The organism is Haloferax sp. ATB1, from assembly GCF_000730175.1.
The window spans coordinates 14349-27775 of sequence record NZ_JPES01000075.1; the positions used below are offsets into that span (position 1 = coordinate 14349).

13 protein-coding genes and 2 pseudogenes are annotated in these 13427 nt (G+C 59.9%); 4 read left to right on the forward strand and 11 right to left on the reverse strand.

The window, feature by feature from the left end:
- Positions 1 to 6 precede the first annotated feature (6 nt).
- Both ATB1_RS24595 and ATB1_RS22025 read right to left on the reverse strand, forming a co-directional pair.
- Positions 7 to 219: a winged helix-turn-helix domain-containing protein gene (locus tag ATB1_RS24595; protein ID WP_082256385.1), complete on the reverse strand. Its 213-nt coding sequence runs from the start codon at positions 217 to 219 to the stop codon at positions 7 to 9.
- Positions 177 to 488 carry a helix-turn-helix domain-containing protein gene (locus ATB1_RS22025; protein WP_157837738.1) on the reverse strand — a complete coding sequence of 104 codons (312 nt, stop codon included), beginning with the start codon at positions 486 to 488 and terminating at the stop codon, positions 177 to 179. Before ATB1_RS22025 ends, ATB1_RS24595 begins: the two co-directional genes overlap by 43 nt.
- A gap of 423 nt (positions 489 to 911) precedes the next feature.
- Here ATB1_RS22025 and ATB1_RS11905 point away from each other — a divergent pair.
- From ATB1_RS11905 to ATB1_RS11915, 3 genes and pseudogenes are all read left to right on the forward strand, one after another.
- Positions 912 to 1750, forward strand: a pseudogene (locus tag ATB1_RS11905) (hypothetical protein).
- Positions 1751 to 1752: 2 nt separating this feature from the next.
- Positions 1753 to 2058: a hypothetical protein gene (locus ATB1_RS11910; RefSeq protein WP_042663909.1), complete on the forward strand. Its 306-nt coding sequence runs from the start codon at positions 1753 to 1755 to the stop codon at positions 2056 to 2058.
- 2 nt (positions 2059 to 2060) lie between these two features.
- Entirely contained in the window at positions 2061 to 4352 is a 2292-nt protein-coding gene (locus ATB1_RS11915; RefSeq protein ID WP_394324772.1) for a type B DNA-directed DNA polymerase, read from the forward strand.
- A 312-nt stretch (positions 4353 to 4664) separates the two neighbouring features.
- Here the strand turns inward: ATB1_RS11915 and ATB1_RS23310 are convergent, their stop codons facing one another.
- Both ATB1_RS23310 and ATB1_RS11920 read right to left on the reverse strand, forming a co-directional pair.
- Positions 4665 to 5057 (reverse strand): hypothetical protein, encoded by a 393-nt coding sequence (locus ATB1_RS23310; RefSeq protein ID WP_394324773.1) that lies wholly within the window; start codon positions 5055 to 5057, stop codon positions 4665 to 4667.
- Positions 4976 to 5950 (reverse strand): Cdc6/Cdc18 family protein, encoded by a 975-nt coding sequence (locus ATB1_RS11920; RefSeq protein ID WP_241768202.1) that lies wholly within the window; start codon positions 5948 to 5950, stop codon positions 4976 to 4978. Before ATB1_RS11920 ends, ATB1_RS23310 begins: the two co-directional genes overlap by 82 nt.
- A 1590-nt stretch (positions 5951 to 7540) precedes the next feature.
- On the opposite strand from ATB1_RS11920, the gene ATB1_RS11935 reads away from it, so the two are divergent.
- Entirely contained in the window at positions 7541 to 7732 is a 192-nt protein-coding gene (locus ATB1_RS11935; protein ID WP_042663915.1) for a hypothetical protein, read from the forward strand.
- Between the two features lie 307 nt (positions 7733 to 8039).
- On the opposite strand, the gene ATB1_RS20735 is transcribed toward ATB1_RS11935, so the two are convergent.
- The 7 genes and pseudogenes from ATB1_RS20735 to ATB1_RS22035 form a co-directional block, all read right to left on the reverse strand.
- The gene (locus tag ATB1_RS20735) at positions 8040 to 8417 is read right to left on the reverse strand and encodes an HNH endonuclease (protein WP_082256386.1); all 378 of its coding nucleotides are present in this window, start codon (positions 8415 to 8417) and stop codon (positions 8040 to 8042) included.
- A 215-nt stretch (positions 8418 to 8632) separates the two neighbouring features.
- A pseudogene (locus tag ATB1_RS11945) lies at positions 8633 to 9217 on the reverse strand (DNA-binding protein); the annotation flags it as partial.
- A gap of 5 nt (positions 9218 to 9222) precedes the next feature.
- On the reverse strand, positions 9223 to 10305 hold the full coding sequence (locus ATB1_RS11950; protein WP_052367954.1) for a hypothetical protein: 1083 nt from the start codon (positions 10303 to 10305) through the stop codon (positions 9223 to 9225).
- Between the two features lie 456 nt (positions 10306 to 10761).
- Positions 10762 to 11955, reverse strand: coding sequence for a 26S protease regulatory subunit (locus tag ATB1_RS19910; RefSeq protein ID WP_052367956.1), 1194 nt, complete (start codon positions 11953 to 11955; stop codon positions 10762 to 10764).
- Positions 11943 to 12395, reverse strand: a complete 453-nt coding sequence (locus tag ATB1_RS22030) for a hypothetical protein (protein ID WP_042663919.1) — start codon at positions 12393 to 12395, stop codon at positions 11943 to 11945. The genes ATB1_RS19910 and ATB1_RS22030 overlap by 13 nt, the downstream gene beginning before the upstream one ends.
- A gap of 262 nt (positions 12396 to 12657) precedes the next feature.
- Positions 12658 to 12891 carry a hypothetical protein gene (locus tag ATB1_RS11965; protein ID WP_042663921.1) on the reverse strand — a complete coding sequence of 78 codons (234 nt, stop codon included), beginning with the start codon at positions 12889 to 12891 and terminating at the stop codon, positions 12658 to 12660.
- Positions 12867 to 13427 (reverse strand): hypothetical protein (locus ATB1_RS22035; RefSeq protein WP_157837739.1); only part of this gene is annotated, 561 nt, incomplete at its 5' end. The genes ATB1_RS11965 and ATB1_RS22035, both read right to left, overlap by 25 nt.

Here is a 13427-nt window from a genome sequence, read left to right on the forward strand (position 1 = left end):
AGTCGTTTACTCGTGCTTTTTTTCAAGTGCTGGAATCGTTTCTTCTTCCCAGCGACGAACTGCGTCCGCGTCGCGCCTGCGGGAGCGACGCTCGGGCTTCTGGCAACTCCAGTTCATTCTCTGGAGATACCGCCAGACAGTTGTTTGGCCGACAGAGACGTCGAATTTCTGTTCAATTACTGCTGCGATGCGTTTGAGCGTCCAGAGATCATGTCGAATCCATGCGCTTGCGGCCCTTCCAGCAGGAGGGCCGCAAGCGCGGTCAACTGCTCATCGGAGAGTTTAGCTGAGGGACCGCCTTTGTGCGGTTTCGCATCGAGTCCCTCGTCTCCACCACCTTCGTAGGCTTCTTTCCATCGGTAGACAGAACTCGGTGACACACCGACGACGTCGGCGACTTCGTACGCGCCGTGGCCTAATCGAAGCAAGGCGACGGCAAGCCGTCGCCTCGCCTCTAATTCCGCTTGACTCCCGACTGGCCGTGTCACAACGAGAGACGTACGCTCTGTGAGGAGAAGTCCCTTTCTAGCCCAGAAAGACCAACCGATGCAGGGGGTGGAACTGTTGGTTAACATTAGGTGGCTCTCGATTCTGGAACCGTTCTCGGAAACGTCTCTAAACATAGGATTCTCGAGAGTAAACCGTGATTGGATACGCTCCGTTCTGGAACCGTTCTCGGAAACGTCTCTAAACATAGGATTCTCGAGAGTAAACCGTGATTGGATACGCTCCGTTCGTGTTCCCTGAAACGTGGAAGCGACACGCCGCGGCTTATCGGGATTGTGGGCATCCACACGAGTATGCCTGACCAATCGACAGTTCGATCGAACCGTCTCGTGGTGAACCAGCCGACTCGGGGGTCTGACCGCAATCAATCCCTCGCGGACCAAGCTGACCCACCAACGGACGATATGCTGTTGCCGTCGCTCGAGGATGGTATCACGCTGCTCGACGTGGAGGGCGGCCGTGGCGTCCCGATTCTGCAGTCACTCGTGCTCGACCATATCCTCCTACACAACGGACCCTCATTCTGGTCGATGCAAACGGCCACGCTACGACGACCACGCTTTCGAAAATCGCCCCGAGCCAGCGGTTGCTCGATAGGATCCACGTCGCACGGGGCTTCACCGCCTACCAGCACTACGGCGCCGTCCGCGATCTCCCAACAGCGGTGAACAAGGCAATCCAGAAGTCCACCGCCGATGTCGGGGCACGCGGCCGGCGGTCACCAACTGATGACGAGGACGAATCCCACCACACACCCGCCCTTATCGTCGCACCGGCCGTCGACGCTCAGTATCGCGCTGACGATAGCCTCGGCGAGACCCACGCAAAAACCTTGCAGGCTCGAACACTCGCCCGGTTGGCAACCTACGCTGTCGGATACGATATCCCTGTGCTCATTACCCGGGCCCGAGACGACGACTTCACGACATCGGTCGCGACAGCCGCCGACCACCACCTTGAGTGCAAGCAGACCCGGATGGGGCCGCGGATCGTCGGCGAGGACTTCGAGACGCTCGTCTATCCCGTCGACGACGGTGCGTACTACCAGACGACGTTCGCGTACTGGAGGCAACTCCTCGTGGCACGCGCTTCGCAGGTGGGCGTGGAACCGTCGACGCCGACGCCGTCGACGCCGACTCCGGAGGGCGTCGGGACGGGTGTCACAGCTGACGGTGAGACTGTGGCGACGACCCCGGATCCCCTGCTCGATGCGTGGGCGGCGACCGGCACAGGAGGCCGGTAGCGATGGGGCGTACGAACCCGACGTACCGAGATGCACTGCGGGCCATCGAGGAGCGCTGGTCGGACTTCCGACGGGCACTGCGTCGACGCGACCAACCGCGGTTTGACCGGCTGTTCGAGTACGCTCGCGAACACGCCGACGCTAGCGGGCTGTTGAACCACCAGAATCCGCTATTACCGGCACTGTTCAGCATCCATCTTGAACAGGAAACCCGTCTCGACAACCACGAGGAACGTCTCAAGGAACTCGAAGCCGCGGTCGCAGCAAACGATGACCAGGAGGCTGCTCCACCAGACTCGAACTCGTGACGATGCCGTTCAGTATCGACTTCTTCGACGATGGGCGCGTCCTCGAGTGGGAGACGACAGCTGACGGCGCCGTCGCGACCGAACGCGATGACTACAACCCACGCTTCTACGTCACCCCTCGTGACCCTGACGCCGACATCGATCTCACGACACTCCAGTCGGTGTACGACCAGCACCCGGACGTCGTCGCGACCGATACGGTTGCACGACGGCCCGGCTTTCGACGGGACGAGGAGACAGTCCTCGCGGTCGACGTTACGCACATCGACCGCGTCACCCCGCTAGCCCGGCAAGCGCGCCAGTTGTCGGAGTATCCAGTCGGTGATCTCGCCTGTTTCAACGTCGACTTCTCACGGGAATTTCGGTATTGCCTGGAGGAAGACGTCGATCCGACGCCGGCTAGTGAGTTGTCGACACTCCGACTTAGCGTCCCGCTGACCGAAACGAGCAACGACAGCTATGGAGAGCTGTCCGTCACCGGCGACACCGTCACTGGTTCGCCGGCAGACATTCTGTCGGCCGTAGAGACAGCTCTTGAAGTACACAACCCGGATGTCTTGGTCTGCTCGACAAGTGAAATTGTTCCGACGCTCTACGAGATGGCGACGGACGCTGGCGTCGACGACTTCTCGCTGAGTCGGTGGCCGGGTGTCGATTATCAGCAGCTCGCGAGGCGGTCGACGTACTCGAGCTACGGTCGGGTTGGGCACTCCCCGGCGCGGTACAACGTGCCCGGCCGTGCGATTATCGACGAGTCGAACACGTTCTTCTACGGGGAGACAAACCTCGACGGCGTCCTCGACCTCGTGTCGCGCTCAAAAAAGCCCATCCAGGAACTCGCCTGGGCGTCGATCGGGAACGTCCTCACGGCGATCCAGATCTGTGAGGCACACGACCGCGGCGTCCTTGTGCCGTGGAACTCCTGGCGCCACGAGTTCTATAAGTCGATGGGAACGCTCCACGATGCCGACCGTGGCGGCTTCATCTTCGCGCCCGACGTCGGCCTCCACGAGAACGTCCACGAACTGGATTTCTCGAGTCTCTACCCGAATATCATCTGCACGCGGAACGTCTCACCGGACGTCATCCGGTGTGGCTGCCACGAACGCGACGACGTCCCCGGCCTTGGATACTCGATGTGCGACGAGCGGGGTTATCTCGTCGACGTCCTCCAGCCGATTATCGATGCCCGCGACGAGATTAAGGCGAACATCCGTCACGAGGAAAATCGAGACGACCCCGACGAGGACCGACTGGCGGAACTCGAAGGACGGTCGGGTGCGCTGAAGTGGATTCTCGTCGCCTGCTTTGGCTATCAAGGGTTCAGCAACGCGAAGTTCGGCCGTATCGAGTGCCACGAGGCGATCAACGCGTTTGCTCGCGAGATTCTGCTGACGGCGAAACAGCGTCTGGAGGCCGGTGGCTGGCGCGTTGTCCACGGTATCGTCGACTCCATATGGGTGACGCCAAATCCCGACGTCGACGATGATGGCCGCGAGGACCTCGAGACGCTCGCGACGGAGATTTCTGATGCAGTCGAGATTCGGCTCGAACACGAGGCACACTACGACTGGGTCGCGTTCGTCCCGCAGCGTGAGAGCGACGCCGGCGCGTTGACGAAGTATTTCGGCAAAGAAGCCGACAGTGAGGAGTTCAAGATCAGAGGCATCGAAGCCCGACAACGCTCGACCCCGCCGTTCATCGAAGATATCCAGCGGGCTTGTCTCGACCGACTCGATACCACACGGTCACCGGACGCGGTACTCGGGCGTCTCGAACGAGCAATCAACGAGCTGTGGTCGGGGACCGTCTCAGTGGAGCGGCTCTTCGAGCGAAATCGAGTCTCTAAGCCGCTAGAGGGGTACACACAGAATACCCTGAACGTGGCGGCGCTGAAACGCGCTCGCGATCAGGACCTTGCAGTCCACCCGGGCCAGGATATCGAGTACGTGGTCGTCGACAACGAGAAATCCTCGCGAGATCGGGTGGCCCTCGCCCACGAAGATATCAACGCCTACGACGCCTCCTACTACGAGGTTCAGTCGTCAGAGCAGTCGAGAGTATACTGTCTCCGCTCGGCTGGGATCGGAGAGTATACTGTCTCCGCTCGGCTGGGATCGGACCGACATTCGACGAGAACTCGATGGAACTCAGATAATCGGTATTACGAACTGGAGCTGACCACACCCCTATTTCGCGTTGTGAAGGGGGTAGGGACGTGGGCAGACACCCCTATTTCGTGTTGTAACACACCCCTATTTCGTGTTGTAACACACCCCTTTTTCGAGTTGTAAATATAGAGAATTCGCGGCTTCCAGCTCATCTAAGCCGTTTTCTTGTTTTGAAGTCGTTAGCTCAAAGTGTCGAGTAGAAACAAAGGGGTATGAGAATCAGCGGGAGGGTTGAATCGCTAGCCTGGTCGAAGGACCACCCCCCTATTTCGAGTTGTAAGCCAAGAGGACACCCACAAGAACAGCGGACAGGGTGGTGGACACCCCTATTTCGAGTTGTAACGCGACATTCGGCATGACTATCGAAGGGTATTGTCCGAGGACCCCCCTATTTCGTGTTGTAAAGACCGGAGGGGGAGAGTTCGTAATCGCGCTTCAATTCAGAAACGAGTTCATCTGCGACTTGGCGACCGATCGCATCATCTCCTCTTCGCGCTCTAACTCTGAGAAGCGGTCGTCCTCCAGTATTCGTTCCATGATTGACTCGGGGTCCTCAGCGAGATCAAAGTGCATGTGGATACCTTTGCCCCTCCCACGACCACGTCGGTCAAACTCGAGAATACCGTAGGTCGCCTGCTCAGTGACGTGGTTGACGAAGGTTTCTCGTCCATAGGAGTCCGAATCGAGGACATCACAGACGTACTGATAGAGACTGTAGGAAGGGCCAGCGGGAATCCAGTCGACACTCACATTTGAATAATAGTCCGTTGCGGCGACGGCGAAAATACAGAGCTTCTTTTGAGTCGACAGCCCGCCGATGTGTCGCAATTTTCGATCGGAGTCGTATCGTTCCTGAGCAGTCCGGACGTGGGTTTCCAACACCCGTTCATCCCCCTGCTTATCGCTAATTCGCCGGACCACCGAAGGAGGTCGATAGCCTTCCGTGCATCACCATGGGTTTGCGAGCCGAACGCAGCCACGAGCGGAACGACGTCACTCGCGAGAGCTTCCTGTTTGAATGCGTCTTCGCGGTTTCGGAGGATGTGTCGGAGCTGCGTCGCATCGTAATCCTCGAAGAAAACCTCGTCAGGATTGAACGAGCTATTTGCGCGGCTGTTGAGATCAGACATGAAATCGACGTAGTTGGTAATTGCAGTCACAGAGACGGGGCCATCAAAGCGACCGAGATCGCGAGCTCGGGACAACTGGTAGAGAAGCGAATTGTATTCTGGTTCAGAGTATGGACCATCGAGCATGTCGATTTCGTCGAGAACGAAGATGACGCCCACGTAGTGCTCGCGCATGATTTCCCAGAGGCGCTCGAGTTTCTGGTCTGTCGAGACACCACTCTCGGGAACACCAGGTTCCTCCTCGATATTCATCGTCGCTTCCTGGATAAGACGATAGACAGCGCGACTGGTGGTGCCGGGTCCCTCGCAGTTTATCGAAAACACACCGAACCGCATTCCCTGAGCCTCGCTCAGCTCGACGATTTTCTTACAGACCGCGTGGATAATCAGTGACTTCCCGGTTCCAGACGGTCCGGTCAACAACATATCCGGAATCCCCTGACCCTGGAGTGCGGGCTTTAGATTCGTGATGACGGTCTTCAGCTGGTCATCGCGACCAACGATTCGATCTTCGTCGATGATGGTGTCGGGGCGAACCAAATCCTTGTTCTCGAAGACGGTTTCGACAGATTCGGATTGGAGTTCATCCATGATCGAGATGCCGCTCCCCGAATCACCGAATGTAGATTGACTGGTGTCGGACCCGTCAGAATTGCTCCCCCCATCTCTCGGAACTTCGTCTATAGAACCAGACTGTTCCGTCTGGTTATCTATATCCGGCGGTCCATCACCCATGTCTCCATCCTCTGTAGGCCTAGTATAAATAACTGAAGGGCACCGATTTCGATTTGTAAACGCGAAGATTCAACCGATGGAGTGACTGATTCGGCTATCTCTTCTTTTCCAGGCTCGAACCGCTGTCGACGGAGCGGCACACCCCTATTTCGAGTTGTAACGTCTTGGGAGCCTCTAACACAGTTTTGAGAATTACGCGATGGACGATTGTATCAAATGGTGAGAATAAGATGAACGAGTTCCACACGAGCCTCGAGTACAGGACCACAGGGCAAACCACGGACAGCACTCGGTGGAGATCACGAAGCGTCCTCGAGGAATCAACCCACACCCCCACCCCTTTTTCGAGTTGTAACGGACAGCGATGACACGGGGAGAGATGCTGTTGAACACGACGAGAACAGCAAGGACGAACGGGAGAGGTCGTCAGAGCACGGTTATCAGAGGTTAACCCACGATCCCCTCACCACTCACGGATACGTAAGAAAATTTACGTATCGTTCGTAGGTATTGTCTAGTGCGGTTGTGGTATGCTACCGTACTACATAAAATTTCCTTTATTGTAGTACACTCTTGAAAATGGGCGATACGGTGTTTGTAACCGCTGAAATCGTGGAATACAGCCTGTTCGAGCCGCAACGCGACAGTGACCCCCACCCACCCTCGTTCTGTTACAACTCGAAAAAGGGGTGGGGGTGTCCGACCTCGATCGACATCTCTTCCGACAACCTTCCCACTCTGGTTCGAGTTTTCTGCCCTGCTGAGGTTTATAAGCGATTACGCGGCTAGACCGCTCGCTGATGACCACCCCCACTCCAACCGACCCGTTCGACACCGATTCGCCATCCACCACTCCCCTGTACTCCCCCGTCACCGCCACGAACATCTACCACGCCGTGACCGACCTCGGATACCCTCCCGAGTACGTCATCATCGTCGCTCGTGCTCTTGACGAATTTCAACTCACTATCTCCGCCGCCAACGACGGCCACTTCCTCCTCGACCAGCTCGCACCGCAGGCCGACCGCTTCGAGGTCCTCGACGTCGACCGCATCTCCGGCCGAACCCGCCTCGAGGACCTCCTGCTCTTCAGCGGGCCCTACGCAAAGACGATCCTCACCGACGCATCGGCATCGCGATGCCCGAGCTCGAGGGCCCCGCCACGGGACACCCTTACCCAATGTCGCCCTCATCGTTTGGCGTTGACGACGATCACTCGCAGCGAGCCCACGAGAACGTCACCGATGACGACCCCGACGGAGCCGGGGATAGGAACGAGAACAGACGCCCAAGATATGGGTTCGCCGATACCGACATCGACATCGACGAAGCCCTCGATATGGGTTCGCCGATACCGACATCGACATCGACGAAGCCCTCGATATCGACTTCGCGATCTCCTCGCTCGACGAAGACCGACTCCTTCCCGGGATACACTCGCAAGTAATGCGCGCCGAGGTTCAACAGATTGCAGAACTCTCGTTCGCCTACTACCGAACAGAACCGGGGCTGATGAACGAACTCGACCCCGTCGTCGGCTGTACCTTCGCCGTCCGGTCAGCACCCCACGACGACATCGTGATGGCCGAACCCGGCCCACGAACTGTGCCACTCCCTGGCGGCACACGCGTCGCCTGACATAGCGAGAACCAGGTCACGACTCAGTCGAGAATCCTGAATTGGATTCTGTGGTGTCTTCCCACGCGAATCTCGAGGCGAGATTATACACGAGTCCGGCACCGCCGGCGACTATCGCGATGACGCCTAGGACGAAAGCGCATGTTCGGTGCACACGTCCCGGTGGGGGGATTCGGTCCCGCGTCGCCGAGGAGACAGACCGTGCACTGATACGAATACCAGACGAGCACCGCGCCCACGAGCAGGACCACGACGCTTAGTGCCAGGACGCCCAGCTTCCTATCGGACATCGCGGTCACCGTCTCGGTCATCGCAGCACCCACCGGATGCCTCGCAGGAAGGCTCGACCGGCCGCTCGAAGGACGCGCAGCCCGTTGAACCCACCCACACCGTAGCCACTCCCCGTCGGGTGACCGTGAATCCCATCGTGGCAGTACTGGCAGACCGTCACCAAGTTCCCGAGATGATGCCAGCCACCGTCACGAAGAGACTGCCGGTGGTGAGCGTGCAATACGACCCCACCATCACCGGCGTGGGGACCACTTCGTCGCCCACACTGCTGGCAGGTATAATTATCGCGCTCATAGACCGCCTTCCGACGAGCATCCCAGTCCGGCGGGTACTTCCCGTCGTGAGCTCCCGGGTCATCAAACCGACCGTTGATTCCGGAACGCCGTCCGAACATGACTAGCCGGATTCGCTGTCGACGCCGGATGGGTCACCGAGTTGCTTCCCCAGCTCCTCCGCTGACAGCGACTCGCTCTCGAGATCCGCAGCGTCGTCGACGTCGTCGCCGGAGGATTCGGCCGAGTCCTCAGACTCGACTTCAAGCAGACGCTTCTTGAACGCCTCTTCGTCGAGACTCGTCCCGCTCACCGCGTCGTGACCGCTCACATTGAGGAGGTCCTGGAGGGCGAACGCCGCGACGTGCGCGAACGACGCCCCATCGTGGCCGTACTGTTCGCGGGCAAGTGCTGCTACTTTCGGAGACGTCTCCTGCGCAGAGTGAACGCGCTCGAGAGTCCGCGCCGCTGTTTCGTACACCCATGCGTTCCGCGTCTCTAGGTGGATCACGCCGACGTCTTCGGGAACAACCGAGACGTTCACCGACCCGTCGTCAGTCTTGTAGGTCCGTGGCTTGCCGACGATCGTGACGAACTCCGGCGCCTGGACCTTCTTGAGTTGCTTGAGCGCGTCTGTCTGATACTCGCCAGCGTACACCCAGAACGTCCCGGTCGGGTCGACGACGCGAGCGCGGAGGTACTCTGCGCTCTCTCCGACGTCTTCGATATCCGTGACCGTGCCCGCGATACAGATGCGGTTGGCCCGCTCGCCCGTCGGGAGCGCAACGTAGACCGGGGCGCGCTCATCTTGTGAGGTTTTGAACGTGTAGGTCGCCGTATTCAGCTCTGCGGCGAAGACGCGCTTGGCGACTTCGCGAGTCGGTACGTCGGTCTGCTGGGGGGTGGTGTCTGCTGCTGCCATTGGTCTTAGTTCCCTCCCGCCGCGACCGGCGCGTCATAGGTCTGCGGGAGATCCTCGATGTTCTCGGCCGTCAGGCCCGGCCCATCATAGCCGTACTCAGAAAGCAAGCCATCAACCGCATCGTGGTAGCCCTGAGCGAACGCCCGGTTCGATGAATCCGTCGCCTCGTCGACGAGGAGATACCGACCGAGAAGCGGCCCTTCGACCGTGAATCGGCGGCCGATGAGCATCTCGGTCAGTCGCCGCTCAACCACAGTGAGGTCGAGCGAGTCCGACGCCATCTCCATCGCCGTCTCCAGGTCGATGCCCGTCACGACTTCCGTCATTCCAGCGGTGAACAGACACTCCTGAACGGACTCCCCATCGTCGAGGACGCCCTTGATTCGGAGGTCGAACTCACCCTCGTTCGGGCCGTGCTCGCTACACTCGCCCTGCTGAATCACCCGCGTACACTCTGGATCTGTGCATCGCTTGATGAGGCCCGACTGACTCTGTATCGCAACGAACACACCCTCATAGGCGGTCGTCATCGTCCCGACCGTGCCGATGGCCTCCGGACTGTCCCTCGCGTGCTCGATGATTTCGCTCCGCGAATTAATCTTCAGCGAGTAATTGCCGTCATACTCGTCGACGACGACGTCCTTGAACGTGTACGTCGTGTCCTCCTCGAGGACCGGGGGGTTCGACTTCGTCCACGCGACGAACTTCATCCGGCCACTCTCGTCACCGACGAGACCAACCTGGTGGATCGAGTCCTCACGGGGGTCCCAGAGTTCGACGATTTTCGCTCGCACCGTCACCCATGCGCCGTCAGTGGTGCATTCAGCGAGCGGAAGTGGTTCCTCGGTCGTTCCCTGGTCGCCGCCTCGGAGTGAGGCCCAGAACGCTTCCGTATCCACACCCGCCTCTTTGAGGACGTGGTTACGGACGCTGTCGAAGGCCGCGTTTCTCGGCACTCGATACGTGTTCACGTAGGAGTCGAACAGCGTCTCGAGAGCGTCGACGTCGTAGTCATCTGCCTGGTCGTCCGAGAGGTGGGGAGCCACCTGCTCGTGGAGTAGTTGGGCATCTTCACGGAGGGTGTTCATGTCCACTCAACTATACGCTCTATCTGCCTATAAACCGAGTCAGCGAAATCGGCCGTAGTCGGTCGCTTTTTGTCGCTATTCCCCGCAATCCCGCATATCTCCACCGAGCGTCACGAGCCACGAATGCGGACACACCCCTCTATCGAAGTGAAGTCGACGACGAGATCGAAGCATCGGGATACGTGGCCTCGTTGCCAGCCACGCCGGAGTACCGTACTGCCACCGACCGTTGCACAGCGGTTGGTGGGGGAGTATGCGAACTGAGGCCCCCCGACGTCGCGAGCAGAGCCGCCGGGCGGGGAACGGCGAGCCAGCGATTCCTACGCAACAGAGTGAAGTAAGTAGCAGGTTCAATTGTTGCGTAGGACTAACCCCCTGGCCACCCTCGCGCTGCTACGCCACAGAAATCCCGCCACCGCCATTCCGAGTCCCCGGCCTCGTGAGAGAGCGTCTTCCCTACTGGTAGCCGCGAGCAGGGCCGTCGGGTCCGGAATCCCCCTCATCATCCGCTCGCACGCCCGCTTTCGCTTCCGGTGAGTCGGTAGTCTCAGTATCCGACCCGTCGTCGGCGTCTGGGAGTTCGCCCGTCTCGTGCGCCGCTGCTAACTCCGCCGACAGCTCCTCGAGAGCGTCCTCCGAAGGGAAGTCCTCGCGAGTGACCGCGCTCGCGTCCCGGTGTGCCGCACTCCGGCGAGCCTGCCCGACGAGATTCGCGAGATCAGCGCCAGTCAACCCACCCGTGTGACGGGCCAGCACCGCGAACTCATCGCCCGACACTCTCGAGGGTATGTCCTTGAGATGGGTCTTGAGAATCGCGTGGCGGGCCTCTTCGTCGGGGAGACCAACCTCGAAGTGTGCCGTCAGGCGACCCGGTCGGAGAATCGCCCGGTCGATATCACCCGGTCGGTTCGTGGCCGAGACCACAATCGCCTCTCGGTCATCCCGCGTGAGTTGCGCAAGGAACTCACTCGTGACCTTCCGGTCTTCGGCGTGGGCACTCTTGGCGGTGTGTTCGCGAGCGCCGAAGAGATGTTCCGCTTCGTCGAGGAAGATGATACACTGCCCGATCTCGTCGGCCTCGCTGAACAGCGTCTTGACCTGGTCGCTGCTTTCGTTGACCCACATACTCGTCACGTCCGCCGGCGACAGTTCCACGAACGGGATGTTTAGTTCTCCGGCGAGCGCTCTCGCGAACATCGTCTTCCCTGTCCCCGGAGGCCCATACAGGAGGATGCCGCGCTCCGGTTCGATACCGAATCGTGAGTAGCGATCATCTCCTCGCTGTGCCGCTCGGAGTGGCTCGAGCACGTCTTCGTGGAGGGCGTCCTTCAGGTCGTAGTAGCCGCCGATATTGTCGAACGACGTCTCTGAATATCGCCAGTCATAGCGGTACTCCTCCAGCGGAATTCGTTCTGTGGGAGACGAATCCCCGAGCTGGAATTGTTCTCGAAGGTCTTGTGGGACTTCGTCAATCGAGACGCGGTTCGGCGGATTCGGCGTGTGGGACGAGGGAGAGGTGTTCGAGGACGGACTGCCAGTGCTGTTCGGGTCCGGCGTCTCAGAGGTCGGTCCCCCTGCGAAGCCGATTGGGTCATACTCTGGCTCGTCGTCCTCAGCAATCTCCTGTTGGAGGATCCCTACAACGTACACGCCGATGAAGAGGCCAACCGGGATAGCGACCAGGAACGGTGCGGACAGGAGGTTCGAGAGCTCTCTCCCCCGTTGGTCCCCGGGAGGAGCATATTCAGGAATGCGAGTCCGATCACCATCAGGATGAATACCACACCGCCAGCTCCAATCGGCGGGATGAGCGGCTTCCCGAGGAAGAAGAGGACGCCCACGATAGGAACCGTGAGAAGTCCGTACATCGCGATTCCCGCTGCTCCGTGCCACGCTGGAGTGAACAAAGCCGGATACGCGAGCAATCCCCAGCCCGAGACGAGAAGTGCGACGATGGCCGCTTCGAGTGCGCGCTCGCGACGACCGCCGTCGGGGGTCGGTAAGCGGGGGCGGACGTAGACGTATGCAAGGTCGAGGATGATGATTGCCACAGTTCCAGTGGCGAGGTCCCCGTAATATGGTGGTGACATGGTTTGTTGTTGGTGATGTCGATGGGTGAGTGGCCATGCGTCGCCCGAAGGCGGGGTCGGAGGTGATGCGATTTTGTATGGTGTAAATCGACGAGAGGGCCGACTGCGATTACGCGAGATGAATCCACGGTCCGTCTGTGGCCCTCGCAGCATCGCGGGACGGTCCCTCTGAATCACACACCTCTTAGCCCCATACCCGTATTTAAATCTCCGCGAGAGCGAAGACAGAGCGGCTCAGAGACCTCTCGACTCTGTGCTGAGTCTAGACCTCCGGCCCGTTTCCATCGTCGGGCTTGGGTGGCTTGCTCTGGCCGCCCACTGCTTTCCCGAACTCCGAGCCATTCGAGCCGATCATCGGCCCACCAGCCCGGCGGCCCGCGGAATACGCGAGATAGGAGTTGCCACCAACCCCGCCGATCATCGCGGCCGCGCCAGTCTTCGCCGTGAACGTCCCTGCTTTCTTCCCGGTTCTCACGCCCTTCTTGCCGGTCTCCACACGGCGGTTCCGTACAGCGTTTGTTGCGATGTCGCTCTCGGCGGTCGTGATGCGCTCGCTGGCATCCTGCTGGTCGGACTTGGCCGCCCGGAACTTCTGCGAGAGGTTGACCGACCGACTCGTCCATCCGTCCCCATATACGACATCTTCCGGTCGAGGGTATCGGGGTCGGTCTTGAACTCCGGCTTCTGGTTCTCCATCGGCTCGGCGTCGAGGAAGCCCTGTTTCTTGGCCTCGGCCATGTCTATCTCCTCGTTCGCCATCGCGTTCTGGATGAACTTCGCCTGCGACGACGCGGTATTGTGGTCGGTTTGCGCCTCAGACAACAAGGCCTGTGCCGAGTCCAACTTTCCCGACGTCCCGTAGTGGCCGATACGCTTGGTCGCCTGCTGGTGTGCGCTCTGCTTGACACTGCTGACAGCGCCTTTCGCCCGCGCTGTCATGCGGCTCGAGAGGCCGGACCCGCCGGCCCCGACGTTCGCACTCCCGGCACTCCCCGCGCTCGCTCCCGAGCCCGAGGCCGCGGCACTCGAACC